Genomic DNA, 26,270 nt, shown 5'->3' on the forward strand with positions numbered 1-26,270 from the left:
GGACGAGCTTTGGCCAGGCGGGTCAATCAGGTGCGGGTAGTATTGTGTTACATATTCTTCAGCCAGCTGCGACTTTCGTGCAGCGTTCCTTCTTCCCGGGACATCGCTAACATATTGTTTCAATGGCGATGATTCGCCCCGCTGTCGCTTTGTTCGGATCACACAGGAAGCTTTGCCGATGCAGTCAGCCTATACCGTCCTTATCTTGCTGACGCTGGTAAGCGTGTCGAAACTGGTCGGGCGGATGATCCCGTTGCCCCTGCCGCTGGTGCAGATCGCCGCCGGCGCCTTGCTGGCCTGGCCGACCCTGGGCCTGCATGTGACCCTGAACCCGGAGCTGTTCCTCTTCCTGTTCCTGCCGCCGCTGCTGTTCGCCGATGGCTGGCGCATGCCCAAGCGCGAGTTGTGGCGCCTGCGCGGGCCGGTGGTGGCGCTGGCGGTGGGGTTGGTGCTGTTCACCGTGGTCGGCGCAGGCTACTTCATCCATTGGTTGCTGCCGAGCATCCCCCTGGCGGTGGCCTTCGCCCTGGCGGCGGTACTGTCGCCCACCGATGCCGTGGCGGTCTCGGCCATTACCCAGGACCGTTTGCCCACGCCCTTGATGCACATGCTCCAGGGCGAAGCGCTGATGAACGATGCCTCGGGCCTGGTGACCTTCAAGTTCGCCCTGGCAGCGGCGATCACCGGGGTGTTCTCCCTCGCCGAAGCGAGCCTGACCTTCGTCCTGGTGGCGCTCGGCGGCCTGGCTGTCGGTGTCGCCCTGAGCTGGCTGGTCGGTCGCCTGCGGGCCTGGATGATCGCCCGTGGCTGGGACGACCCGGCGACCCATGTGGTGTTCATGCTGCTGCTGCCGTTCGCCGCCTACGTGGTGGCCGAGCGCCTGGGCGTGTCCGGCATCCTGTCTGCGGTGGCTGCCGGCATGATGCAGAGCTGGCTCGACCTGTTGCCGCGGCAGACCAGTACGCGCTTGCTCAACCGCAGTGTCTGGTCGTTGCTGGAGTTCGCCTTCAACGGCCTGATCTTCCTGCTGCTGGGCCTGCAACTGCCAGACATCATCAAGGCGGTGGTCAGCCACGAGACTTCGTTATGGCCGACGCTGGCCTGGCGTTGCCTGGACGTGGTGGCGATCTTCGTGGCGCTGGTGCTGCTGCGCTTCGTCTGGGTGCAGAGCATCTGGCGTGCGATCGGTGTCATCCGGCGTTGGCGTGGCAAGCCGGACCTGGTGCTGTTGCCGACCACACGCTCCTGCCTGCTGCTGACTCTCGGCGGTGTACGGGGCGCGGTGACCCTGGCCGGTGTGATGTCGGTGCCGTTGCTGATCGGTGCCGGCAAGGCGTTCCCCGAGCGTGACCTGCTGATCTTCATCGCGGCCGGGGTGATCCTGATGTCGCTGGTCAGTGCCTGCATCGCCTTGCCGCTGTTGTTGCGCGGCGTGACCAAGAGCCCGGACGAGCGCTTGCGCCAGGAAGTCCAGGACGCCTGGCGACGTACGGCGGAGGCGGCCATCCACGCCCTGGAGGCCGAGGAGGTCATCGATGCCAATGCCCCCCAGGATGCGGCCCAGGCGACCTTGGCCACCGAACTCAAGGCGCGCCTGATGGCCGAGTATCGCGATGAGCTGGCCAGCTACAACGACAGCGCCGAGGCGCGGGCCCTGGCCGAGCAGATGGATCAACTGGAGCGCCGCCTGCGCATACGCGCGTTGCGGGCCCAGCGCCTGGAGCTCTACAACCTGCACCGCCAGCATCTGGTCGGGGACGAGGTGGTGCGCCAGGTGCTCGGGGAGTTGGACATGAGCGAGGCGAACCTGGGGCAGGTCAGGTAGATCGCCGGGGGCTGCAAAGCGGCCCCCGAGGCATCAGCGCTCGCTCAGGAAGTCACGAATCCGCTCGGCTGCCTCGATGCACTCGGCCAGTGGCGCGACCAGTGCCATCCGCACGCGCCCGGCCCCCGGGTTGACCCCATCCACCTCGCGCGACAAGTAAGAGCCCGGCACCACCGTCACATGCTCGGCCTCGAACAGGTCGCGGGCGAAGTCGGCGTCGCTGCCCGGCACCTTGGCCCACAGGTAGAAGCTGCCATCCGGGCGCTGCACGTCCATGACCGGCTGGAGGATGTCCAGCACGGCGTCGAACTTGGCCCGGTACTGGTCGCGGTTCTCGCGCACGTGGGCTTCGTCCTGCCAGGCGGCGATGCTGGCCAGCTGGGTCTGCACCGGCATGGCGCAGCCATGGTAGGTGCGGTACAGCAGGAACGGCTTGATGATCTCGGCGTCACCGGCCACGAAGCCCGAGCGCAGCCCTGGCAGGTTGGAGCGCTTGGACAGGCTGTGGAACACCACGCAGCGCTTGAAGTCGCTGCGGCCAAGCGCCGCGCAAGCGCTCAGCAGGCCGGGCGGCGGTGCGTCCTCGTCGAAGTACAGCTCGCTGTAGCATTCGTCGGCGGCGATCACGAAGTCGTGCTCGTCAGCCAGGGCGATCAGTTTCTTGAGCGTGTCCATCGGCACCAGAGCGCCGGTGGGGTTGCCCGGGGAGCACAGGAAGAGGATCTGGCAGCGCTGCCAGACCTCGGCCGGCACGGCGTCGAAGTCCGGGTTGAAGCCGTTGTCCGCCAGGCATGGCAGGTAGTGCGGGGTGGCGCCGGCCAGCAGGGCCGCGCCTTCATAGATTTGATAGAACGGGTTGGGGCTGACCACCAGGCCGTCATCGGCACGGTTGACCACGGCCTGGGTGAAGGCGAACAGTGCCTCGCGGGTGCCGTTGACCGGCAGGATATGGCGCTCGGCGTCGAGCCAGCCGGCCGGCACGCCGAAGCGCCGCTCGCACCACTGGCCGATGGCCTGGCGCAGGGCGGGCAGGCCGATGGTGCTCGGGTAGACCGCCAGTTGCTTGAGGTTGTCGGCCATGGCCTGGGCCACGAAGGCGGGCGATTCGTGCTTCGGTTCACCGATCGAGAGGGCGATGGCGCGTTTGTCCGCAGCCGGCTTCACGCTGCCCAGCAGGGCGCGGAGTTTCTCGAACGGGTAGGGCTGAAGCTGGGTCAAGGCATGGTTCATCGGCGCAAGGTCTCGTCAATCGTTAGAAAGTCACGCGGGTGGTGCTGGGTTCGCTGGCCGGGCTGGGTTGCAACTGCTGGATGATGGCCTCCTGCAGGCGGCTGCACAGTTGCGGGTCGGACAGCGGCTGGTTGTCGGCGTCGGTGATGAAGAACACGTCTTCCACGCGCTCGCCGAGGGTGGCGATCTTGGCGTTTTGCAGCGACAGGTCGAACTCCAGGAAGATCTTGCCCAGCCGCGCCAGCAGGCCCGGGCGGTCGGGGGCGGTGATCTCGAGGATGGTCACCGGCCGCTGGGCATCGTTGAGGATGGTCACCTGGGGCGCGAAGGTGAAGTGCTTGAGCTGGCGCGGCACCCGGCGCTGGATGATGGTCGGGTAGTTCTCGGGGTTGCGCAGGGCCTCGGTCAGGCCTTCGCGGATCTCCTTGACCCGCTGCGGGTTGTCGCCGATGGCGCCGCCGTCGTTGTCCAGCACGATGTAGGTGTCGAGGGTGAACTGGCTGCTGGAGGTGATGATCCGCGCGTCGTGGATGTTCAGGTTGAGCTGGTCCATGGCGGCCACCGTCACGGCGAAGAAGTCGTGCTGGTCGGGGGCATAGATGAAGATCTGCGTGCCGCCCTCGAACTCGCGCTGGGTGGTTTCCTTGATCAGCACCAGCGGGCCGCCGTCGGCCGGTTGCTGGAGGATCGCATCGCTGTGCCAGGCCACGTCGGCGGCGGTGTGGCGCAGGAAGTAGTCATCGCCCAGTTGCGCCCACAACTGTTCCACGTCGTCCGGGTCGGTGCCCTCGCGGACCAGGATGTCCAGCGCCGCGTTCTGCGTCTGGCGGATCTGCTCCTCGCGGTCCAGCGGGTTTTCCAGGCCCCGGCGCAAGGCGCGCTTGGTCTCGGTGTAGAGCTGGCGCAGCAGGCTCGCGCGCCAGGAGTTCCACAGGCTGGGGTTGGTGGCGTTGATGTCGGCCACGGTCAGGACGTAGAGGTAGTCCAGGCGCGTCTCGTCACCCACCAGCAGGGCGAAGTCGTTGATCACCTGCGGGTCGGAGAGGTCCTTGCGCTGGGCGGTGGTGGACATCACCAGGTGCTGCTGCACCAGCCAGACGATCAGCCGGGTATCCCAGGCCGGCAACTGGTGGCGCTCGCAGAAGGCCTGGGCATCCACCGCGCCGAGCTCGGAGTGGTCGCCCTGGCGGCCCTTGCCGATATCGTGGTACAGGCCGGCCAGGTAGATCAGCTCGGGCTTGGGCAGGCGGCCCATGAGCTTGCTGGCCAGCGGAAACTTCTCCGAGACCGGCGTGTACTGCAGCTTGCGCAGGTGCTTGATCAGGTTGAGGGTGTGGGCGTCGACCGTGTAGATGTGGAACAGGTCGTGCTGCATCTGCCCGACGATCAGGCCGAACTCCGGCAAATAGCGGCCGAGGATGCCGTAGCGGTTCATCCGGCGCAGGTTGCGGTGGATGCCGATCTCACATTTGAACAGCTCGATGAACAGGCTGGTATTGCGGATATCGTGGCGGAACCTGTCGTCGATCAGGTGCCGATGTTCGCGCAACAGGCGCACGGTGTCGGCGCGCACGCCCTTGATCTCCGGGTGCTGGGCCATCAGCACGAAGATCTCCAGCATGGCGAATGGGGTGCGCTTGAAGACGTTCGGGTGAGCCGCTTCTATATAGCCGTCGTGGAGTCGGAAGCGCGCATTCAGTGGCTGGGTGGTGCCGCTGTCGTCGTCGGCGAGGATGACTTCCTCGAAGTGCTGGATGATCAGGTCGCACAGCTGGCTGATGCTCATCACCACCCGGTAGTACTGCTGCATGAACTGCTCGATGGCGCGCTTGGGGTTTTCGTCGCTGTAGCCCAGCAGCGCGGCGATGCTGCGCTGGTGGTCGAACAGCAAGCGGTCCTCGGCACGCCCGGCGAGCATGTGCAGGGCATAGCGCACGCGCCAGAGGAAGGCCTGCGAAGAGGCCAGCAACTCGTTCTCGCTTTCCAGCAGGAAGCCCTCGCCGGCCAGGGCATGCAGGTTCAGGGTGCCGTACTGGCGACGGGCCACCCACAGCACCGTCTGGATGTCGCGCAGGCCGCCCGGGGAGCCCTTGACGTTGGGCTCGAGGTTGTACTCGGTATCGTTGTACTTGTGGTGGCGGGCCTTGAGTTCGGCGCGCTTGGCCAGGAAGAACTCCTTGCTCGGCCACATGTGCTCGGTGCTGGTCACTTCCAGCATGCGCTGGCGCAGCGATTCGGGGCCGGCGATGGTACGGCTTTCCATCAGGTTGGTGATCACCGTCAGGTCGGCGCGGGCCTGTTCGGCGCACTCCTGGACGGTGCGCACGCTCTGGCCCACTTCCAGGCCGATGTCCCAGAGCAGGGTGAGGAAGCGCTCGATGGCCTCGCGGTACTGCTCATGCTCGGCGGCGTCCAGCAGGATCAGCAGGTCGATGTCCGACCAGGGGTGCAGCTCGCCACGGCCGTAGCCGCCGACGGCGACCAGGGCGATACCGGCCTGGTCGCACCAGTCGAACTGGTTCCAGGCCTGTTGCAGGATGTTGTCGACGAACCAGGCGCGGTCCTCGATCAGCCGGCGGATCTCGCCGCCTTCGCGAAAACGCCTGTCGAGCACCGCGCCGGCCTGGCGGATGGCTTTCTTGAAGGCGGCGATAGGGCTCGCCTTGAGCGCCAGTTCCGCCTGGAACTGGCCACGGTCGAACAGCTCCGGATCCACCTGGGTCATCGGGTCGCGTTCCTGTCGTTGGTCTGCCCGGGGCTGGCTCAGGCCGAAATGCGTGGAAGGGTGTCGTCCTTGCGCAGGGTGAAGATCTCGTAGCCGCTGGCGGTCACCAGGATGGTGTGTTCCCACTGGGCCGAGAGCTTGCGGTCCTTGGTGATGGCGGTCCAGCCGTCGCCCAGGACCTTGGTGTCGGCCTTGCCCTGGTTGATCATCGGCTCGATGGTGAAGGTCATGCCTTCCTTGAGTTCCATGCCGGTGCCGGCCTTGCCGTAGTGCAGGACCTGCGGCTCCTCGTGGAACACCTTGCCGATGCCATGGCCGCAGAACTCGCGGACCACCGAGAAGCCGTTCTTCTCGGCGTGCTTCTGGATCACCTCGCCGATGTCGCCCAGGCGGCAGCCCGGCTTGACCAGTTCGATGGCCTTGTACATGCACTCCTGGGTGACCTTGCACAGGCGCTCGGCCCACTCCGGCACCTCGCCGACGTAGAACATGCGGCTGGTGTCGCCGTGGTAGCCGTCCTTGATCACGGTGACGTCGATGTTGATGATGTCGCCTTTCTTCAGCGGCTTCTCATTGGGGATGCCGTGGCAGACCACATGGTTGATCGAGGTGCAGATCGACTTGGGGAAGCCCTTGTAGTTCAGCGGCGCCGGAATGGCCTGCTGGACGTTGACGATGTAGTCGTGGCACAGGCGGTCCAGTTCCTCGGTGGTGACACCGGGCTTGACGTGTTCCTCGATCATCTCGAGGACTTCGGCGGCCAGGCGGCCGGCGATGCGCATCTTCTCGATGTCTTCTGCGGTCTTGATGGTGACGGTCATTACAGGCTCTCTACGGCGCCGGGAAGGGCGCGAACGAACGGGAAAGGCCGGATTCTACCAGAGCGAGGCGCCCATCTGTCGGGATAAACCGGCAAATCCGGTGTCTACCGAGAGCATTCTGGCGCGATTGCCGGCATGCTGCAAAAGCCGCTGACGGACGAAGCACCATCCGGGTTCCGTTCGCCCGCGGTCTGTGGTATAAAATGCGCCGCTTTCGGGGGAGGTCCCCCGCAAGCCCAAACCCACACACGTGTCGACACGATGACCTGGGTGCCCCGAACTCGCTGGGTTCGCGGGTTGGTCATTGGGATACGTGGAGGCCCAACCCGACTTATCAAGGAACTATCATGTCCCAAGTCAACATGCGCGATATGCTGAAGGCCGGTGTGCACTTCGGCCACCAGACCCGTTACTGGAACCCGAAAATGGGCAAGTTCATTTTCGGCGCTCGTAACAAGATCCACATCATCAACCTGGAAAAAACCCTGCCGATGTTCAACGACGCCCTGTCGTTCGTCGAGCGCCTGGCCCAGGGCAAGAACAAGATCCTGTTCGTCGGCACCAAGCGTTCCGCCGGCAAGATCGTCGCCGAGCAGGCTGCTCGTTGCGGTTCGCCATACGTTGACCACCGCTGGTTGGGCGGCATGCTGACCAACTACAAGACCATCCGCGCTTCGATCAAGCGTCTGCGCGACCTGGAAACCCAGGCCGAAGACGGCACCTTCGCCAAGCTGACCAAGAAAGAAGCCCTGATGCGTACCCGCGACCTGGAAAAACTGGATCGCAGCCTGGGCGGCATCAAGGACATGGGCGGCCTGCCGGACGCACTGTTCGTGATCGACGTCGAGCACGAGCGCATTGCCATCACCGAAGCCAACAAGCTGGGTATCCCGGTCATCGGCGTTGTCGATACCAACAGCAGCCCGGAAGGCGTTGACTACGTCATCCCAGGCAACGACGACGCCATCCGCGCCATCGAGCTGTACATGACTTCGATGGCCGACGCGGTCATCCGCGGCCGCAACAACGTTGCCGGCGGCACCGAAGTTTACGCTGAAGAAGCGGCTGCACCAGCTGCCGAGTGATTGACGCCTAGCGTCTGACTTGGCACGCGAAAAGGGGGCTTGGCCCCCTTTTTGCCACCTTGAAATCCTGCTGTCAGAAAGAGCGCCGCATCATCGTGCTTCGCTGGCATGAAGGCAGTGATTCGCAGAATTGAACGCCCGCCGCGCGCGGGTGGAATGGTTGAAAACCTATCCAACGAGGATTTTGAAATGGCAGAAATTACTGCAGCGCTGGTCAAGGAACTGCGTGAGCGTACCGGCCAGGGCATGATGGAGTGCAAGAAAGCACTGGTTGCTGCCGGCGGTGACATCGAGAAGGCCATCGACGACATGCGCGCCTCCGGCGCCATCAAGGCCGCCAAGAAGGCCGGCAACATCGCTGCCGAAGGTTCGATCGCCGTTCGCGCCGAAGGCGGCCGTGGCCTGATCATCGAAGTCAACTCGCAGACCGACTTCCTGGCCCTGCAGGACGACTTCAAAGGCTTCGTCAAGGACAGCCTGAACGAAGCGTTCGAGCAGAACCTGACCGACGCCGCTCCGCTGATCGCCTCGCGTGAATCGGCGCGTGAAGCCCTGGTCGCCAAGTGCGGCGAGAACGTCAACATCCGTCGCCTGACCGCTGTCCAGGGTGACGTGATCGGTTCCTACCTGCACGGCCACCGCATCGGTGTCCTGGTCGTCCTGAAAGGCGGCGACGAAGAACTGGCCAAGAAGATCGCCATGCACGTGGCGGCCTCGAAGCCGGAAGTCGTGCGTCCGGAAGACGTTTCCGAAGAGCTGGTTGCCAAGGAAAAGGAAATCTTCCTGCAACTGAATGCCGACAAGATCGCCGGCAAGCCGGAAAACATCGTCGAGAACATGATCAAGGGCCGTATCACCAAGTTCCTGGCCGAAGCCAGCCTGGTCGAGCAAGCCTTCGTCATGGATCCGGAAGTCAAGGTCGGCGAGCTGGCCAAGAAAGCCGGTGCCGAGATCGTTTCCTTCGTTCGCTACGAAGTCGGTGAAGGCATCGAGAAGAAAGAAGACAACTTCGCCGAAGAAGTTGCTGCTCAAGTGGCTGCTGCCCAGAAGCAATAAGACGGATTTTCATCTGTCGCCCCGAAGAGGCTGCCCGCTCACGCGCGCAGCCTCTTTGTCAAACCGGACGGGGGTTTATCCCGCTCCTGTCCGCTGGCGCCGAAGCGGCGCCACGCTACAGTTAGCAGGCTGCACACAGCCCGCACGGAATTTTCTCAAAGAACGCCGCAGGAGAGACTCGAATGGCCCAGCAGGTGAGTGGTCGCCAACCTCGCTATAAACGCATTTTGCTCAAACTTAGCGGCGAGGCCCTGATGGGGTCGGAAGAGTTCGGGATCGACCCGAAAGTCCTGGATCGCATGGCCCTGGAAGTTGGCCAACTGGTCGGCATCGGTGTCCAGGTCGGCCTGGTGATCGGTGGTGGCAACCTGTTCCGCGGCGCCGCCCTCAGCGCGGCTGGCATGGACCGCGTCACCGGCGACCACATGGGGATGCTGGCCACGGTGATGAACGCGCTGGCCATGCGTGACGCCCTCGAGCGTTCGAACATCCCGGCCATCGTCATGTCGGCCATTTCCATGGTTGGCGTCACCGATCATTACGATCGTCGCAAAGCTATTCGTCACCTCAACTCCGGGGATGTGGTAATTTTCTCCGCCGGTACCGGCAACCCGTTCTTCACCACCGACTCCGCTGCCTGCCTGCGCGCTATCGAGATCGATGCCGATGTCGTGCTGAAGGCGACCAAGGTCGATGGTGTCTACACTGCCGATCCATTCAAGGACCCGCATGCCGAGAAGTTCGATCACCTGACCTACGACGAGGTCCTGGATCGCAAGCTCGGCGTCATGGACCTGACCGCAATCTGCCTGTGCCGCGACCACAAGATGCCATTGCGGGTATTCAACATGAACAAGCCTGGCGCCCTGCTGAACATCGTAGTGGGTGGCGCTGAAGGAACTTTGATCGAGGAAGGCGAAGCATGATCAACGACATCAAGAAAGACGCCCAGGAGCGCATGGGCAAGTCCATCGAGGCCCTTGGCCGCAACCTGGCGTCCATCCGCACCGGTCGCGCGCACCCGAGCATCCTGGACAGCGTCAAGGTCCCGGCCTGGGGTAGCGAGATGCCGCTGAACCAGGTGGCCGCGATCACCGTCGAGGACGCCCGCACCCTGAAGATCGTCGCCCACGACAAGAACCTCAGCGCTGCCATCGAGAAGGCCATCCTGACCTCCGACCTGGGCCTGAACCCGTCCAGTGCCGGCACCACCATCCGCGTGCCGATGCCCGCCCTGACCGAGGAAACCCGCAAGGGCTACACCAAGCAGGCCCGTGCCGTTGCCGAGGAAGCCAAGGTCGCCGTGCGCAACGTGCGTCGTGACGCCCTGGCCGACCTGAAGAAGCTGTCCAAGGACAAGGCGATCAGCGAGGACGAAGAGCGTCGTGCCGCCGACGAGCTGCAGAAACTGACCGACAAGTATGTCGGCGAGGTCGACAAGGCCCTCGAAGCCAAGGAAAAGGACCTGATGGCCGTCTGAGGCCGGGACTTTTTCATGGAAAAGACCAAGCCAGCGGCATCGCCTTCGGTGCCGCGTCACGTCGCGATCATCATGGACGGTAACAACCGCTGGGCGAAGAAGCGCCTGCTGCCCGGCGTCGCCGGGCACAAGGCTGGCGTGGACGCCGTGCGCGCGGTGATCGAAGTCTGCGCCGAGGCGGGGGTCGAGGTGCTGACCCTGTTCGCCTTCTCCAGCGAGAACTGGCAGCGCCCGGCCGAGGAGGTCGGTGCCCTGATGGAGCTGTTCTTCTCGGCCTTGCGCCGCGAGGCCAAGCGCCTCAACGAGAACCGCATCAGCCTGCGCATCATCGGTGACCGCACGCGCTTCCACCCTGAGCTGCAGGCCGCCATGCGCGAGGCCGAGGCCCTGACCGCCGGCAACGATCGCTTCATCCTGCAGATCGCCGCCAACTACGGTGGCCAGTGGGACATCGCCCAGGCCGCCCAACGCCTGGCGCGGGAAGTCCAGGCTGGCCACCTGCGTCCGGACGACATCACCCCGGGGCTGCTGCAAACCTGCCTGGCCACCGGCGACCTGCCGTTGCCCGACCTGTGCATCCGTACCGGGGGCGAGCATCGCATCAGCAACTTCCTGCTGTGGCAGTTGGCCTATGCCGAGCTGTACTTCTCCGACCTGTACTGGCCGGACTTCAAACACGAGGCCATGCGCAACGCCCTGGCCGATTTCGCTTCGCGCCAGCGCCGCTTCGGTAAGACCAGCGAGCAGGTCGAGGCTGGAGCTCGTGCTTAATGCTTAAACAACGCATCATTACTGCGCTGATCTTGCTGCCGATCGCGCTGGGTGGATTCTTCCTGCTACACGGCGGGGATTTCGCCTTGTTCATCGGCTTCGTGGTGACCGTCGGCGCCTGGGAGTGGGCGCGCCTGGCGGGGCTCGTGGCCCAGCCGTTGCGCCTGGCCTATGCCGCGGTGGTCGCCGGGGCGCTGATGCTGCTTTACCTGATGCCGGACCTTGCGCCCTGGGTGCTTGGCGCCTCGGTGATCTGGTGGGGGCTGGCCACCTGGCTGGTGCTCACCTACCCACGCAGTAGCGAGCTGTGGGCCAGCGCTGCCTGTCGCCTGCTGATCGGCCTGCTGGTGCTACTGCCGGCCTGGCAGGGCCTGGTGCTGCTCAAGCACTGGCCGCTGGGCAACGGGCTGATCCTGGCGGTCATGGTGCTGGTCTGGGCCGCCGATATCGGCGCCTACTTCTCGGGGCGCGCGTTCGGCAAGCGCAAGCTGGCGCCACAGGTCAGCCCTGGCAAGAGCTGGGAAGGGGTCTATGGCGGCCTGGCGGTCAGCCTGCTGATCGCCCTGGGCGTGGGCTTGGCCCGCGACTGGGGTATCGGTCAGTTGCTGCTGGGCCTGCTGGGCGCCGTGGTCGTGGTGATGTCCTCGGTGATCGGTGACCTGACCGAGAGCATGTTCAAACGCCGCGAAGGCATCAAGGACAGCAGCAATCTGCTGCCCGGCCATGGCGGCGTGCTCGACCGCATCGACAGCCTGACCGCGGCGATCCCGATGTTCGCCGTGCTGCTCTGGGCGGCCGAGTGGGGTGTGATGTGAGTCGCGCGCAACGCATTACCGTGCTGGGGGCGACCGGCTCCATCGGCCTGAGCACCCTGGATGTCATCGCCCGTCATCCTGAGCGCTACCAGGTGTTCGCCCTGAGTGGCTATTCCCGTCTCGACCAGTTGCTGGCGCTGTGCGAGCGGCACCGCCCGGCCTATGCCGTGGTGCCGAGCGCCGAGGCCGCCACGCGCCTGCGCGAGGGGTTGGCCGCGGCCGGCTGCGCCACCGAGGTGCTGGAAGGGGAGGCGGGGTTGTGCCAGGTGGCCCGCGCGGCCGAAGTGGACGCGGTGATGGCGGCCATCGTCGGTGCCGCGGGCCTGCGCCCGACCCTGGCGGCCGTCGAGGCGGGCAAGAAGGTGCTGCTGGCCAACAAGGAAGCCCTGGTGATGTCCGGTGCGCTGTTCATGGGGGCGGTGCGGCGCAGTGGTGCCGTGCTGCTGCCGATCGACAGCGAGCACAACGCGATCTTCCAGTGCCTGCCAGGCGACTACGCCCGTGGCTTGGCCCCGGTGGGTGTGCGGCGCATCCTGCTGACCGCCTCGGGCGGGCCGTTCCGCGAGACGCCGGCAGCCGCCCTGGCGAACGTCACGCCGGAGCAGGCCTGCGCTCACCCCAACTGGTCCATGGGGCGGAAGATCTCGGTCGACTCGGCGAGCATGATGAACAAGGGCCTGGAGCTGATCGAGGCCTGCTGGCTGTTCGATGCCGCGCCGGACAAGGTGGAAGTGGTGGTGCACCCGCAGAGTGTGATCCACTCCCTGGTGGACTACGTGGATGGTTCGGTGCTCGCCCAGCTGGGCAACCCGGACATGCGCACGCCGATCGCCAATGCCCTGGCCTGGCCCGAGCGGATCGATTCCGGGGTCGCGCCGCTGGACCTGTTCGCCATCGCCCGCCTGGATTTCCAGGCGCCCGACGAACAGCGCTTCCCCTGCCTGCGCCTGGCGCGCCAGGCTGCCGAGGCCGGCAACAGCGCCCCGGCGGTACTCAATGCGGCCAACGAAGTGGCGGTGGAGGCATTTCTCCAGCGGCGTATCCGCTTCCCGGAGATCGCGGGTATGATCGAACAGGTGCTCGACCAGGAGTCCGTGGTGCCGTTGCCGTCGCTGGGCGCGGTGTTCGCCGCCGACCAGCGCGCCCGGGAGCTTTCCCGGGAATGGCTGAGGCGCCACGGTCGCTGATGGTGAGATTTGTACGAAAAGTCGCCGCTCCGGCACTTTTCGTACAAGGTCCAGGGCTGGGCTGAACGTCATTTGGAGATAGATATGACAGCGCTCTACATGATTATCGGCACCCTGATTGCCTTGGGTGTATTGGTCACTTTCCATGAATTCGGCCACTTCTGGGTGGCCAGGCGTTGTGGCGTCAAGGTGCTGCGCTTCTCCGTGGGCTTCGGCACGCCACTGCTGCGCTGGCACGACCGTCATGGCACCGAGTTCGTGGTCGCGGCGATTCCCCTGGGTGGCTACGTCAAGATGCTCGACGAGCGCGAGGGCGACGTGCCGCCGGCATTGGCGGAGCAGTCCTTCAACCGCAAGCCGGTGCGCCAGCGCATCGCTATCGTCGCGGCCGGCCCCATCGCCAACTTCCTCCTGGCCATCCTGTTCTTCTGGCTCCTGGCCATGCTCGGCACCCAGCAGGTCCGTCCGGTGATCGGCGCGGTCGAGTCGGGCAGCCTGGCGGCATCCGCCGGCCTGGCCGCCGGTCAGGAAGTCGTCTCCGTCGACGGCAAGCCGACCAATGGCTGGTCGGCGGTCAACCTGCAGCTGGTTCGTCGCCTGGGCGAGAGCGGGACCCTGCGGGTCGGTGTGCGTGACGAGGGCGGCTCGGTCGAGCGCCAGCACGATATCCGCCTGGACCAATGGCTCAAGGGCGTCGACGAACCCGACCCGATCCGCTCCCTCGGCTTGCGCCCCTGGCGCCCGGCGGTGACGCCGGTGCTGGCGCAGATCGATCCCAAGGGGCCGGCTGCCGCCGCCGGGCTCAAGAGTGGCGACAAATTGTTGGCCCTGGACGGGGTCGCGCTGAGCGACTGGCAGCAGGTGGTCGACGGCGTGCGTGCCCGCCCAGAGGCCAAGGTGCTGCTGCGCGTGGAGCGTGACGGGGCGCAGCTGGAGGTCCCGGTCACCCTGGCCCGGCAGGGCGAGGGTGGCTACCTGGGGGCAGGTGTCAAGGGCGTCGAATGGCCCGCCAGCATGCTTCGCGAAGTCAGCTATGGCCCCCTGGAAGCGGTGGGCGAGGGCCTGTCGCGAACCTGGAGCATGAGCGTCCTGACCCTCGAATCGCTGAAGAAAATGCTGTTCGGGGAGCTCTCGGTAAAAAACTTGAGCGGACCGATAACCATTGCTAAAGTGGCGGGCGCTTCAGCCCAGTCGGGCGTGGGGGATTTCCTGAATTTCCTGGCCTACCTGAGCATAAGCCTGGGGGTTCTTAACCTGCTGCCCATCCCAGTACTGGATGGGGGGCATTTGCTGTTCTACCTGATCGAGTGGGCGCGCGGTCGTCCGCTCTCGGATCGGGTGCAAGGTTGGGGGGTCCAGATCGGTATCAGTTTAGTCATTGGGGTGATGTTGCTCGCCCTGATCAACGATCTGGGTCGACTATAAAAAGCTTCGCTCAATTGCGAACCTGCCGCCCCACTCGCGGCGGGTTGTTTATTGCCAGTTGGAATAAAAGGACTTCATGAAACGTCTGCTGCTAACTGCGGTCCTCTCCGCACTGATGATCGCTGAAGTTCACGCCGAGTCCTTCACCATCTCCGATATTCGTGTCAATGGTCTGCAGCGGGTTTCCGCAGGCAGCGTGTTCGGGGCCCTGCCACTGAACGTGGGCGACCAGGTCGACGATCGGCGTCTGGTGGAATCCACCCGCTCGCTGTTCAAGACCGGCTTCTTCCAGGACATCCAGCTGAGCCGCGACGGCAATGTCCTGATCATCAACGTGGTCGAACGTCCGTCGGTCTCGAGCATCGAGATCGAGGGCAACAAGGCCATCAGCACCGAAGACCTGATGAAGGGCCTGAAGCAGTCGGGCCTGGCCGAGGGCGAGATCTTCCAGCGGGCCACCCTCGAGGGTGTGCGTAACGAGCTGCAGCGCCAGTACGTGGCCCAGGGCCGCTATTCGGCGGAGGTCGACGCCGAGGTGGTGCCGCAACCGCGCAACCGGGTCGGCCTGAAGATCAAGATCAACGAAGGCACCGTCGCCGCCATCCAGCACATCAACGTGGTGGGCAACACCGTCTTCAGCGACGAAGACCTGACCCAGCTCTTCGAGCTCAAGACCACCAACTGGCTGTCGTTCTTCAAGAACGATGACAAGTACGCCCGCGAGAAGCTCTCCGGTGACCTGGAGCGCCTGCGTTCCTACTACCTGGACCGCGGCTACATCAACATGGACATCGCCTCGACCCAGGTGTCCATCACCCCGGACAAGAAGCACGTCTACATCACCGTCAACATCAACGAAGGCGAGAAGTACACCGTTCGCGACGTGAAGCTCTCCGGCGACCTCAAGGTACCGGAAGACCAGGTCCGGTCGTTGCTGCTGGTGCAGCCGGGCCAGGTGTTCTCGCGCAAGGTGATGACCACCACCTCCGACCTGATCACCCGTCGCCTGGGCAACGAGGGCTATACCTTCGCCAACGTCAACGGCGTGCCGCAACCCAACGACGAAGACCATACCGTCGACATCATGTTCGTGGTCGACCCGGGCAAGCGCGCCTACGTCAACCGCATCAACTACCGCGGCAACACCAAGACCGAAGACGAAGTGCTGCGTCGCGAGATGCGCCAGATGGAGGGCGGCTGGGCCTCGACCTACCTGATCGACCAGTCCAAGACCCGTCTGGAGCGCCTGGGCTTCTTCAAGGAAGTCAACGTCGAGACCCCGCCGGTGCCGGGCACCGACGACCAGGTCGACGTCAACTACAGCGTCGAGGAGCAGGCCTCCGGCTCGATCACCGCCAGCGTCGGTTTCGCCCAGAGCGCGGGGCTGATCCTGGGTGGCTCGATCAGCCAGAGCAACTTCCTGGGGACCGGTAACAAGGTCTCCATCGGCCTGACCCGTAGCGAGTACCAGACCCGCTACAACTTCGGCTTCGTCGACCCCTACTGGACCGCCGATGGCGTCAGCCTGGGCTACAACGCCTTCTACCGCAGCACCGACTACGACGACCTCGACGTCGACGTGGCCAGCTATGCGGTGGACAGCCTGGGCGCCGGTGTCAGCATCGGCTACCCGATCAGCGAGACCTCGCGCCTGACCTACGGCCTTTCCGTGCAGCGGGACGAGATCAAGACCGGCCGCTACACCGTCGACGAGATCTTCGACTTCCTCGAGGAGGAGGGCGACAGCTTCCTGAACTTCAAGGCGTCGGTGGGCTGGTCCGAGTCCACCCTGAACAAGGGCGTGCTGGCGACCCGTGGTCATTCCCAGAGCCTGACCCTGGAAACCACCGTGCCGGGCAGCGACCTGTCGTTCTACAAGCTCGACTACCGTGGCCAGCTGTTCAAGCCGATCACCAACGACTACACCCTGCGCCTGCACACCGAACTGGGCTATGGTGATGGTTTCGGTGGTACCTCGGGCCTGCCGTTCTACGAGAACTACTATGCCGGTGGCTTCAACTCTGTCCGTGGCTTCAAGGACAGCAGCCTGGGCCCTCGCAGTACCCCGAGCCAGGGCAACAACCCCGGTACCATCCGCGACCCGGACCAGGACCCGCTGCCGTTCGGTGGCAACGTCCTCGTCCAGGGTGGTGTCGAGCTGCTGTTCCCGCTGCCGTTCGTCAAGGACCAGCGTTCGCTGCGTACCTCGGTGTTCTGGGACGTCGGTAACGTGTTCGACACCAACTGCGGCAGCAAGCCGGACTGCGAGAAGGTCGGCTTCTCGGGCATGGCCAGCTCGGTTGGCCTGGGCGTCACCTGGATCACTGCGCTGGGCCCGCTGAGCTTCAGCCTGGCGATGCCGGTCAAGAAGCCGGACGATGCCGATACCCAGGTGTTCCAATTCTCTCTGGGCCAGACCTTCTGAGGTCGGCCCTCGCTCAACGAAAACGGTTTATCCAGGAGTGCATCGTGCGTAAGTTGACTCAACTGGCCATCTTGGCCGCGGCGCTGGTCGCCACCCCGGCTTTCGCCGAAATGAAGATCGCCGTGCTGAACTACCAGATGGCACTGCTCGAATCGGACGCGGCGAAGAAGTACGCGGTCGATGCCGAGAAGAAGTTCGGCCCGCAGTTGACCAAGCTGAAGAATCTGGAAAGCAGCGCCAAGGGCATCCAGGACCGCCTGATCAAGGGTGGCGACAAGATGCCCCAGCAGGAGCGCGAGCGCCTGGAACTCGAATTCAAGCAGAAGGCCCGTGACTTCCAGTTCCAGTCCAAGGAGCTGAACGAAGCCAAGGCCGTCGCCGACCGCGACATGCTCAAGCAACTCAAGCCCAAGCTCGACGGCGCCGTCGAGGAGGTCATCAAGCGTGGTGGCTACGACCTGGTGCTCGAGCGTGGTGCGGTGATCGATGTCAAGCCGCAGTACGACATCACCCGCCAAGTCATCGAGCGTATGAACCAAGCTCGTTGATATGACCGTGACCATGACGCTTGGCCAACTGGCCGAGGCCCTCGGGGCCACCCTCAAGGGGCCCGAGGGGCTGCAGATCACCGGGCTGGCCACCTTGCAGGAGGCCGGGCCCGGGCAATTGAGTTTCCTGGCCAACCCGCAGTATCGCAAGTACCTGGACAACAGCCAGGCCGCCGCGGTGCTGCTCAAGGCCGCGGATGCCGAAGGCTTTGCCGGCAATGCCCTGATCGTCGCCGACCCGTACCTGGCCTACGCGCGCATTTCCCACCTGTTCGATCCCAAGCCCAAGGCTGTGGCGGGTATTCATCCCAGCGCCGTGGTGGCCGAGGATGCCCAGGTGGACGCCAGTGCCAGCATCGGCCCGTTCGCGGTGATCGAGGCCGGCGCGCGGATCGCCGCCAACGTGACCATCGGTGCCCACTGCTTCGTCGGTGCGCGCTGCGTGATCGGCGAAGGTGGCTGGCTGGCGCCGCGGGTAACCCTGTACCACGACGTGACCATCGGCAAGCGCGTGGTGATCCAGTCGGGTGCGGTGATCGGTGGCGAGGGCTTCGGCTTCGCCAACGAGAAGGGCATCTGGCGCAAGATCGCCCAGATCGGCGGGGTGACCATCGGCGACGACGTGGAGATCGGCGTGAACACCGCCGTCGACCGTGGTGCGCTGTCGGACACGCGGATCAACGATGGGGTCAAACTGGACAACCAGATCCAGATCGCCCACAACGTGCAGATCGGCGAGCACACCGCCATGGCGGCCTGCGTGGGGATCTCTGGCAGCACCCGCATCGGCAAGCATTGCACCATCGCTGGCGGTGTCGGCATGGTCGGTCATATCGATGTTTGCGATAACGTATTCGTTTCCGGGATGACCATGGTGACCCGTTCGATCACCGAACCGGGCGCCTATTCCTCCGGCACGGCCATGCAACCCTTGGCCGAATGGCGCAAGAGCGCCGCGCGTATTCGCCAGTTGGACGAGATGTCCAAGCGTCTCCAGCAGCTGGAAAAACGTGTCGATACCGTGACCTCAGGTGGTCAGCCGGCATCAGAAGGCTGATACCATTCCCTGAGCAAGAGTGAACCGTCGCTAGCTGGCTCCTCTTTGGATTGTAAAAGGAGCGTGTGGTCAGCACCTGCGCTCCCTATTCTTACTACAGGCTTCCCCCCGAAATGATGGACATCAACGAGATTCGCGAATACCTGCCTCACCGTTACCCGTTCCTGCTGGTGGACCGGGTGACGGACCTGGACTTCGAGGCCCAGAGCATTCGTGCCTACAAGAATGTCAGCATCAATGAGCCGTTCTTCAATGGCCATTTTCCCGCGCACCCAATCATGCCGGGCGTGCTGATCATCGAGGCGATGGCCCAGGCGGCCGGGATTCTCGGTTTCAAGATGCTCGATGCCAAGCCGGCGGACGGTACCCTTTATTACTTCGTCGGCTCGGACAACCTGCGCTTCCGCCAGCCTGTGCTGCCGGGCGACCAGTTGATCCTCGAGGCCAAGTTCCTCAGCCGCAAGCGTTCGATCTGGAAGTTCGAGTGCCAGGCCACCGTCGATGGCAAGCAGGTCTGCTCGGCGGAGATTATCTGCGCGGAACGTGAACTATGAGTTCGATTGATCCTCGGGCGATCATCGACCCTGCGGCCAGGCTGGCCGACGGCGTCGAGGTGGGCCCTTGGTCGATCATTGGCCCCGATGTGGAAATCGGGGAGGGCACCGTCATCGGTCCGCACGTGGTGCTCAAGGGGCCGACCCGGATCGGCAGGCACAACCGCATTTTCCAGTTTTCCTCCATCGGTGAAGACACCCCCGATCTCAAGTACAAGGGCGAGCCGACGCGCCTGGTGATCGGTGATCACAATGTGATCCGCGAAGGCGTGACCATTCACCGGGGCACCATCCAGGATCGCTCGGAAACCACCCTTGGCGATCACAACCTGATCATGGCCTATGCCCATATCGGGCATGACAGCGTCATCGGCAACCACTGCATCCTGGTCAATAACACGGCGTTGGCCGGGCACGTGCATGTGGGCGACTGGGCGATCCTGTCTGGCTATACCCTGGTGCACCAGTACTGCCATATCGGTGCCCACGCTTTCTCCGGCATGGGCACGGCGATCGGCAAGGACGTCCCGGCCTTCGTCACCGTGTTCGGCAGCCCGGCCGAGGCGCGCAGCATGAACTTCGAAGGCATGCGCCGTCGTGGCTTCAGCGACGAGGTGATCCACGCCCTGCGCCGCGCCTACAAGATCGTCTATCGCCAGGGCCTGACCGTGGAAGAGGCGCTCAAGGAACTGGAGGAGCTGGCCGGCCAGTTCCCGGAGGTCGAGCTGTTCCGCCAGTCGATCCTCGGCTCCGCCCGCGGCATCACGCGCTGACATGGCCCAACTCTGCGTAGCGCTGGTCGCGGGCGAGGCCAGCGGCGACATTCTCGGTTCCGGCCTGATGCGCGCGCTCAAGGCGCGCCATCCCGACGTACGCTTCATTGGCGTGGGTGGCCCGTTGATGGAGGCCGAGGGTCTGGTTTCCTACTTCCCCATGGAGCGCCTGGCGGTCATGGGGCTGGTCGAGGTGCTGGGGCGCCTGCGCGAGCTGCTCAAGCGGCGCAAGGCACTGATCCAGACCCTGATTGCCGAGAAACCGGACGTGTTCATCGGCATCGATGCGCCGGACTTCACGCTCAACATCGAACTGAAGCTGCGCCAGGCCGGGATCAAGACCGTGCACTACGTCAGCCCATCGGTCTGGGCCTGGCGGCAGAAGCGTGTGCTGAAGATTCGCGAAGGCTGCGACCTGATGCTCACCCTGCTCCCGTTCGAGGCGAAGTTCTACGAAGAGCAGGGTGTGCCGGTGCGTTTCGTCGGCCATCCGCTGGCCGACACCATACCGCTGGAGGCCGACCGCCAGGCTGCCCGAGCCGCGCTCGGGTTCGGCGACGGCCCCTTGGTGGCGCTCATGCCCGGTAGCCGGGGCGGCGAGGTGGGGCGCCTGGGCGAACTGTTCCTCGACACCGCCCAGCGCCTGCGCGAACGGGTGCCGGACGTGCGTTTCGTTTCACCGTGCGCCAATCCGGCGCGACGTGCCCAGCTCGAACAGATGCTGCAAGGCCGCGACCTGCCGCTGACCCTGCTCGACGGCCAGTCGCACCAGGCCCTGGCGGCTTGCGATGCGGTGCTGATCGCCTCCGGTACCGCGACCCTCGAAGCCTTGCTGTACAAGCGGCCGATGGTGGTCGCCTATCGCCTGGCGCCGTTGACCTTCTGGATTCTCAAGCGCATGGTGCGCAGCCCCTACGTGTCGCTGCCCAACCTGCTGGCCCAGCGCTTGCTGGTACCGGAGTTGCTGCAGGACGCCGCCACCAGCGAAGCCCTCGCCCAGGCCCTGGCGCCGCTGATCACCGATGGCAGCCAGCAGACCGAACACTTCGACCAGATCCACCGTACCTTGCGTCGCGACGCCTCCAACCAGGCGGCCGATGCGGTGTTGAGCTTGCTGGGAGCCCGATAGGATGCAAATGGGACTGGATTTCAACCTGGTCGAGGAGCTGGTCGCCGGTGTCGACGAAGTCGGCCGTGGCCCGCTGTGCGGAGCGGTGGTCACCGCTGCGGTGATCCTCGACCCGCACAGGCCAATCCTCGGCCTGAACGATTCGAAGAAACTCACCGAAGCCAAGCGTGAGGTGCTGTTCGACGAGATCTGCGAAAAGGCCCTGGCATTTTGTATCGCCCGTGCCGAGGTCGAGGAAATCGACCGCCTGAATATCCTCCACGCGACCATGCTGGCCATGCAGCGCGCGGTGGAGGGCCTGAGCATCACGCCGAAGCTGGCGCTGATCGATGGCAACCGCTGCCCAAAACTGGCCGTGCCGGCTGCGCCAGTGGTCCAGGGCGATGCCAAGGTCCCGGCCATCGCCGCTGCCTCGATCCTGGCCAAGGTCACCCGTGACCGGGAAATGAGCGCCTTCGAGCTGATCTACCCTGGCTATGGTATTGGCGGACACAAGGGCTATCCCACGCCGGTGCACCTGGAAGCCCTGGCGCGGCTCGGGCCGACGCCGATCCACCGGCGCTCCTTCGCACCGGTGCGCGCAGCCTGGGAAGCCCGCGACGGTATCACCGGGTCTCTGCTCGAGCCTTGATTGGCCCCAAGATTGCCATCTCCCGAAAAGCCCGTGCGCACTGCCTAATTACCTCCCCCCGACACTCACTCGACCGGCTGTTGGGTTACAATCCCGCCCTTGTCGTTCCGCACTGCCACAGGATCATCCATGCCGGTTTCCTTCGTTCATCTTCGTGTGCACTCCGAATTCTCGCTGGTCGACGGCCTGGTGCGGATCAAGCCGCTGGCCAAGGCCCTGGCCGGGATGAACATGCCGGCGGTGGCGATCACCGACCAGAGCAACATGTGCTCGCTGGTGAAGTTCTACAAGACCGCCATGGGGGCCGGCATCAAGCCGATCTGCGGTGCCGACCTGTGGCTGGCTGGCACCGACCCGGAGGCACCGCTCTCGCGCATCTGCTTCCTGGCCATGAACCCCAAGGGGTATCGCAACCTCACCGAGCTGATCTCCCGTGGCTGGGTCGAAGGCCAGCGCAACGGTCTGGTGGTCATCCAGCGCGAGTGGATCGCCCCGGCCAGCGAAGGGCTGATCGGCCTGTCCGCAGCCCGCGAAGGCGACATCGGCATGGCCCTGCTGGCGGGCAAGATCGACGAGGCCGAAGCCCTGCTGCGCGATTGGATGGGCATGTTCCCCGAGCGCTTCTACGTCGAGCTGCAGCGCACCAACCGCGCGGGCGACGAGGAATACGTGCATGCCGCCGTGGCCCTGGCCGATCGCCTCGGCGCGCCGCTGGTGGCGACCAACGACGTACGTTTCATCAAGCAGTCGGACTTCGACGCCCACGAGACCCGCGTCTGCATCGGCGAGGGCTGGACCCTGGACGATCCGCGTCGCCCGCGCCTGTACAGCGATCAGCAGTACCTCAAGAGCGCGGAGGAAATGGCCGAGCTGTTCAGCGACCTGCCGGACGCGATCGCCAACACCGTGGAGATCGCCAAGCGCTGCAACATCCAGGTACAGCTGGGCAAGTACTTCCTCCCCGACTTCCCCACGCCCAACGGCATGGGCATCGACGACTACTTGCGCCACGTCGCCCACGAAGGCCTGGAGGAGCGCCTGGCGGTGCTCTGGCCCAAGGAGACCACGCCCAACTACGAAGAGAAGCGCCAGGTCTACCTGGACCGCCTGAAGTTCGAACTGGACATCATCATCCAGATGGGCTTCCCCGGTTACTTCCTGATCGTTATGGACTTCATCAAGTGGGCCAAGAACAACGGCGTACCGGTCGGCCCCGGCCGGGGTTCGGGTGCCGGTTCGCTGGTGGCCTACGTGCTGAAGATCACCGACCTCGATCCGTTGGCCTACGACCTGCTGTTCGAGCGCTTCCTCAACCCTGAACGTATTTCCATGCCCGACTTCGACGTCGACTTCTGCATGGACGGCCGCGACCGGGTGATCGACTACGTGGCCGAGGCCTACGGGCGCAATGCGGTGAGCCAGATCATCACCTTCGGCACCATGGCCGCCAAGGCGGTTGTGCGCGACGTGGCGCGGGTCCAGGGCAAGTCCTACGGCCTGGCCGACCGCCTGTCGAAGATGATCCCCTTCGAGGTCGGCATGACCCTGGAGAAGGCCTACGAGCAGGAAGAGATGCTCCGCGACTTCCTCAAGAGCGACGAGGACGCCCGTGAGATCTGGGACATGGCCCTCAAGCTCGAGGGCGTCACCCGGGGTACCGGCAAGCACGCCGGTGGCGTGGTGATCGCGCCGACCAAACTGACCGACTTCTCGCCGATCGCCTGTGACGAAGAGGGCGGCGGCCTGGTGACCCAGTTCGACAAGGACGACGTGGAGGCCGCGGGCCTGGTGAAGTTCGACTTCCTCGGCCTGCGAACCCTGACCATCATCAAGTGGGCGATGGAGACCATCAACCGCGACCAGGCGCGCAAGAACCTGCCCGAGGTCAACATCGACTTCATCCCGCTGGATGACAAGAAGACCTACGACCTGCTGCAGAAGGCCGAGACCACGGCGGTGTTCCAGCTCGAATCCCGTGGCATGAAGGAGCTGATCAAGAAGCTCAAGCCCGACTGCCTGGAAGACCTCATCGCACTGGTGGCGCTGTTCCGCCCCGGCCCGCTGCAGTCGGGCATGGTGGACGACTTCATCAACCGCAAGCACGGCCGCGCCGAGCTCGCCTACCCGCACCCGGACTACCAGTACGACGGCCTCAAGCCGGTGTTGGCACCGACCTACGGCATCATCCTGTACCAGGAACAGGTGATGCAGATCGCCCAGGTGATGGCTGGCTATACCCTCGGTGGCGCCGACATGCTGCGCCGGGCGATGGGTAAGAAGAAACCCGAGGAGATGGCCAAGCAGCGCGGTGGCTTCATCGAGGGCTGCGCGCAGAACGGCATCGATGCCGAGCTGGCGGGCAACATCTTCGACTTGGTGGAAAAGTTCGCCGGCTATGGTTTCAACAAGTCGCACTCGGCCGCCTACGGACTGGTCTCCTACCAGACCGCCTGGCTCAAGACGCACTACCCGGCGCCGTTCATGGCGGCGGTCCTGTCGGCGGATATGCACAACACCGACAAGGTGGTGGTGCTGATCGAGGAAGTGCGCAGCATGAAGCTGCGCCTGGACGCGCCGGATGTGAACAGCTCCGACTTCAAGTTCACGGTCAACGACGATGGCCGCATCGTCTATGGCCTGGGTGCGATCAAGGGCGTCGGCGAGGGGCCGGTGGAGGCCATCGTCGAGGCGCGTGCCGAGGGCGGGCCGTTCAAGGACCTGTTCGACTTCTGCGAGCGGGTCGACCTCAAGCGCATCAACAAGCGTACCCTCGATGCCTTGATCCGCAGCGGTGCGCTGGATCGCCTGGGCCCGTACTTCCACGACGAGCTCAAGGCCTACCAGGCCAATATCGACCGCAACCGCGCGGTGCTGCTTTCGGCCCTGGAAGAGGCGATCAAGGCCGCCGAGCAGACCGCTCGCACCGCCGACAGTGGTCACGCCGACCTGTTCGGCGGGTTGTTCGTCGAGGAGGACGCCGATGTCTATGCCAACCACCGCAAGGTCCGCGAGCTGACCCTCAAGGAACGCCTGCGTGGCGAGAAGGATACCCTTGGCCTGTACCTGACCGGCCACCCGATCGACGAGTACGAGGGCGAGATCCGCCGTTTCGCCCGCCAGCGCATCGTCGACCTCAAGCCGTCGCGTGACACCCAGACGGTGGCGGGGATGATCATTGCCCTGCGGGTGATGAAGAACAAGAAGGGCGACAAGATGGGCTTCATCACCCTCGACGACCGTTCGGGGCGCATCGAGGCCTCGCTGTTCGCCGATGCCTTCATGGCCGCCCAGGCGCTGCTGCAGACCGACGCCATGGTGGTGGTGGAGGGCGAGGTCAGCCACGACGATTTCTCCGGTGGCCTGCGCCTGCGGGTCAAGCAAGTGATGACCATGGAGGACGCTCGCACCAAGCTGGCCGAGAGCCTGCGCCTGAAGGTGGCCCATGATGCCCTCAAGGGCGATCGCCTGGCCTGGCTCGGCGAGTTGATCACCCGCCATCGCGGGGGCTGCCCGATCACCCTGGAGTACACCGGCAGCGATGCGCGGGCCATGCTGCAATTCGGCGACGAGTGGTCGATCGACCCGGCCGATGGCCTGATCCAGGCCCTGCGTGACCAGTTCGGGCGTGAGAACGTCTTCCTGCAATACCGCTGAATCGACCAATTTTAATCTCGACCTGAATGCGCCTGATCCCTTAAGGTAGGGCGCCAAACGGATCAACCGGCCGGCCGCCTGGCCGTAGACCCAAGACGGATGCCTATGAACCCGAATTTCCTGGATTTCGAACAGCCGATTGCCGACCTGCAAGCCAAGATCGAAGAGCTGCGCCTGGTGGGCAACGACAACTCGCTGAACATCAGCGATGAAATTGCCCGTCTGCAAGACAAGAGCAGCACCCTCACCGAAAGCATCTTCGGCAACCTGACCAGCTGGCAGATCGCCCGCCTGGCCCGTCACCCACGCCGCCCCTATACCCTGGACTACATCCAGCACATCTTCACCGAGTTCGAAGAGCTGCACGGCGACCGTCATTTCGCCGACGACGCCGCGATCGTCGGGGGTACCGCGCGCCTGGATGGCAAGCCGGTGATGGTCATCGGCCACCAGAAGGGCCGTGAAGTGCGCGAGAAGGTGCGCCGCAACTTCGGTATGCCGCGTCCGGAAGGCTACCGCAAGGCCTGCCGCCTGATGGAAATGGCCGAGCGCTTCAAGATGCCGATCCTCACCTTCATCGACACGCCGGGCGCCTACCCGGGCATCGACGCCGAGGAGCGCAACCAGAGCGAGGCCATCGCCTGGAACCTGCGCGTGATGGCGCGCCTGAAGACCCCGATCATCGCCACCGTGATCGGTGAAGGTGGCTCGGGCGGCGCGCTGGCCATCGGTGTGTGCGACCAGCTGAACATGCTGCAGTACTCCACCTACTCGGTGATCTCGCCGGAAGGCTGCGCCTCGATCCTGTGGAAGACCGCCGACAAGGCTGCCGATGCTGCCGAGGCCATGGGCATCACCGCCGAGCGCCTGAAGAGCCTGAACATCGTCGACAAAGTCATCAACGAGCCGCTGGGCGGTGCCCACCGCGACCCGGCGAAGATGTCCGAGAGCATCCGCGCCGATTTGGTCGAGCAGTTGGACATGCTCGGCAAGTTCGACTACGACGCCCTGCTGGAGCGCCGGTACGAGCGCCTGATGAGCTACGGCGTCTAAGGCCAGCCGTCGAGCGGCACTGGGGC

21 protein-coding genes are annotated in these 26,270 nt (G+C 64.6%); 18 read left to right on the forward strand and 3 right to left on the reverse strand.

Annotated features, from left to right (window positions below; translation table 11 throughout):
- Nucleotides 1–178: 178 nt before the first annotated feature.
- Nucleotides 179–1,825 carry a Na+/H+ antiporter gene (locus tag ACDI39_RS23400; protein WP_225787328.1) on the forward strand — a complete coding sequence of 549 codons (1,647 nt, stop codon included), beginning with the start codon at nucleotides 179–181 and terminating at the stop codon, nucleotides 1,823–1,825.
- Between the two features lie 33 nt (nucleotides 1,826–1,858).
- Here the strand turns inward: ACDI39_RS23400 and dapC are convergent, their stop codons facing one another.
- From dapC to map, 3 genes are read right to left on the reverse strand one after another with little or no spacing between them, the layout of a single operon-like run.
- Nucleotides 1,859–3,055: a succinyldiaminopimelate transaminase gene (gene dapC / locus ACDI39_RS23405; protein WP_225787329.1), complete on the reverse strand. Its 1,197-nt coding sequence runs from the start codon at nucleotides 3,053–3,055 to the stop codon at nucleotides 1,859–1,861.
- Nucleotides 3,056–3,077: 22 nt separating this feature from the next.
- Entirely contained in the window at nucleotides 3,078–5,780 is a 2,703-nt protein-coding gene (locus ACDI39_RS23410) for a [protein-PII] uridylyltransferase (protein WP_368815599.1), read from the reverse strand.
- A 38-nt stretch (nucleotides 5,781–5,818) separates the two neighbouring features.
- Nucleotides 5,819–6,601, reverse strand: coding sequence for a type I methionyl aminopeptidase (map, locus tag ACDI39_RS23415; RefSeq protein WP_225787331.1), 783 nt, complete (start codon nucleotides 6,599–6,601; stop codon nucleotides 5,819–5,821).
- 347 nt (nucleotides 6,602–6,948) lie between these two features.
- Here map and rpsB point away from each other — a divergent pair, with 347 nt between their 5' ends.
- From rpsB to ACDI39_RS23500, 17 genes are all read left to right on the forward strand, one after another.
- Nucleotides 6,949–7,686, forward strand: a complete 738-nt coding sequence (gene rpsB, locus ACDI39_RS23420) for a 30S ribosomal protein S2 (protein ID WP_084854358.1) — start codon at nucleotides 6,949–6,951, stop codon at nucleotides 7,684–7,686.
- Nucleotides 7,687–7,875: 189 nt separating this feature from the next.
- On the forward strand, nucleotides 7,876–8,742 hold the full coding sequence (tsf, locus tag ACDI39_RS23425) for a translation elongation factor Ts (RefSeq protein WP_225787332.1): 867 nt from the start codon (nucleotides 7,876–7,878) through the stop codon (nucleotides 8,740–8,742).
- Nucleotides 8,743–8,924: 182 nt separating this feature from the next.
- Nucleotides 8,925–9,668 carry a UMP kinase gene (pyrH, locus tag ACDI39_RS23430; protein ID WP_225787333.1) on the forward strand — a complete coding sequence of 248 codons (744 nt, stop codon included), beginning with the start codon at nucleotides 8,925–8,927 and terminating at the stop codon, nucleotides 9,666–9,668.
- On the forward strand, nucleotides 9,665–10,222 hold the full coding sequence (gene frr / locus ACDI39_RS23435) for a ribosome recycling factor (RefSeq protein ID WP_253079936.1): 558 nt from the start codon (nucleotides 9,665–9,667) through the stop codon (nucleotides 10,220–10,222). Before pyrH ends, frr begins: the two co-directional genes overlap by 4 nt.
- A 15-nt stretch (nucleotides 10,223–10,237) precedes the next feature.
- A complete protein-coding gene (uppS, locus tag ACDI39_RS23440; protein ID WP_225787335.1) occupies nucleotides 10,238–10,993 on the forward strand; it encodes a polyprenyl diphosphate synthase in 756 nt (251 codons plus the stop codon).
- Nucleotides 10,993–11,808: a phosphatidate cytidylyltransferase gene (locus ACDI39_RS23445; protein ID WP_225787336.1), complete on the forward strand. Its 816-nt coding sequence runs from the start codon at nucleotides 10,993–10,995 to the stop codon at nucleotides 11,806–11,808. Before uppS ends, ACDI39_RS23445 begins: the two co-directional genes overlap by 1 nt.
- Entirely contained in the window at nucleotides 11,805–12,995 is a 1,191-nt protein-coding gene (ispC, locus tag ACDI39_RS23450) for a 1-deoxy-D-xylulose-5-phosphate reductoisomerase (protein ID WP_486537091.1), read from the forward strand. Before ACDI39_RS23445 ends, ispC begins: the two co-directional genes overlap by 4 nt.
- A gap of 84 nt (nucleotides 12,996–13,079) precedes the next feature.
- Complete coding sequence (gene rseP, locus ACDI39_RS23455; protein WP_225787338.1) at nucleotides 13,080–14,420, forward strand: RIP metalloprotease RseP; 1,341 nt, start codon at nucleotides 13,080–13,082, stop codon at nucleotides 14,418–14,420.
- A 76-nt stretch (nucleotides 14,421–14,496) separates the two neighbouring features.
- Nucleotides 14,497–16,845, forward strand: coding sequence for an outer membrane protein assembly factor BamA (gene bamA, locus ACDI39_RS23460; protein ID WP_253079938.1), 2,349 nt, complete (start codon nucleotides 14,497–14,499; stop codon nucleotides 16,843–16,845).
- A 44-nt stretch (nucleotides 16,846–16,889) separates the two neighbouring features.
- Nucleotides 16,890–17,393, forward strand: a complete 504-nt coding sequence (locus ACDI39_RS23465; protein ID WP_225787340.1) for an OmpH/Skp family outer membrane protein — start codon at nucleotides 16,890–16,892, stop codon at nucleotides 17,391–17,393.
- A gap of 1 nt (nucleotide 17,394) precedes the next feature.
- Nucleotides 17,395–18,450, forward strand: a complete 1,056-nt coding sequence (lpxD, locus tag ACDI39_RS23470) for a UDP-3-O-(3-hydroxymyristoyl)glucosamine N-acyltransferase (protein WP_253090631.1) — start codon at nucleotides 17,395–17,397, stop codon at nucleotides 18,448–18,450.
- A gap of 113 nt (nucleotides 18,451–18,563) precedes the next feature.
- Nucleotides 18,564–19,004 (forward strand): 3-hydroxyacyl-ACP dehydratase FabZ, encoded by a 441-nt coding sequence (gene fabZ, locus ACDI39_RS23475; RefSeq protein ID WP_225787342.1) that lies wholly within the window; start codon nucleotides 18,564–18,566, stop codon nucleotides 19,002–19,004.
- Nucleotides 19,001–19,777 (forward strand): acyl-ACP--UDP-N-acetylglucosamine O-acyltransferase, encoded by a 777-nt coding sequence (gene lpxA / locus ACDI39_RS23480; protein WP_225787343.1) that lies wholly within the window; start codon nucleotides 19,001–19,003, stop codon nucleotides 19,775–19,777. The genes fabZ and lpxA overlap by 4 nt, the downstream gene beginning before the upstream one ends.
- Nucleotide 19,778: 1 nt before the next feature.
- The gene (gene lpxB, locus ACDI39_RS23485) at nucleotides 19,779–20,906 is read left to right on the forward strand and encodes a lipid-A-disaccharide synthase (protein ID WP_225787344.1); all 1,128 of its coding nucleotides are present in this window, start codon (nucleotides 19,779–19,781) and stop codon (nucleotides 20,904–20,906) included.
- A gap of 1 nt (nucleotide 20,907) precedes the next feature.
- Nucleotides 20,908–21,537 (forward strand): ribonuclease HII, encoded by a 630-nt coding sequence (gene rnhB, locus ACDI39_RS23490; RefSeq protein ID WP_225787345.1) that lies wholly within the window; start codon nucleotides 20,908–20,910, stop codon nucleotides 21,535–21,537.
- A gap of 129 nt (nucleotides 21,538–21,666) precedes the next feature.
- Nucleotides 21,667–25,191, forward strand: a complete 3,525-nt coding sequence (dnaE, locus tag ACDI39_RS23495) for a DNA polymerase III subunit alpha (protein WP_225787346.1) — start codon at nucleotides 21,667–21,669, stop codon at nucleotides 25,189–25,191.
- A 105-nt stretch (nucleotides 25,192–25,296) separates the two neighbouring features.
- Nucleotides 25,297–26,244 carry an acetyl-CoA carboxylase carboxyltransferase subunit alpha gene (locus ACDI39_RS23500; RefSeq protein ID WP_225787347.1) on the forward strand — a complete coding sequence of 316 codons (948 nt, stop codon included), beginning with the start codon at nucleotides 25,297–25,299 and terminating at the stop codon, nucleotides 26,242–26,244.
- Nucleotides 26,245–26,270: the final 26 nt, after the last annotated feature.

Source organism: Pseudomonas sp. Tun-23181, assembly GCF_057415455.1.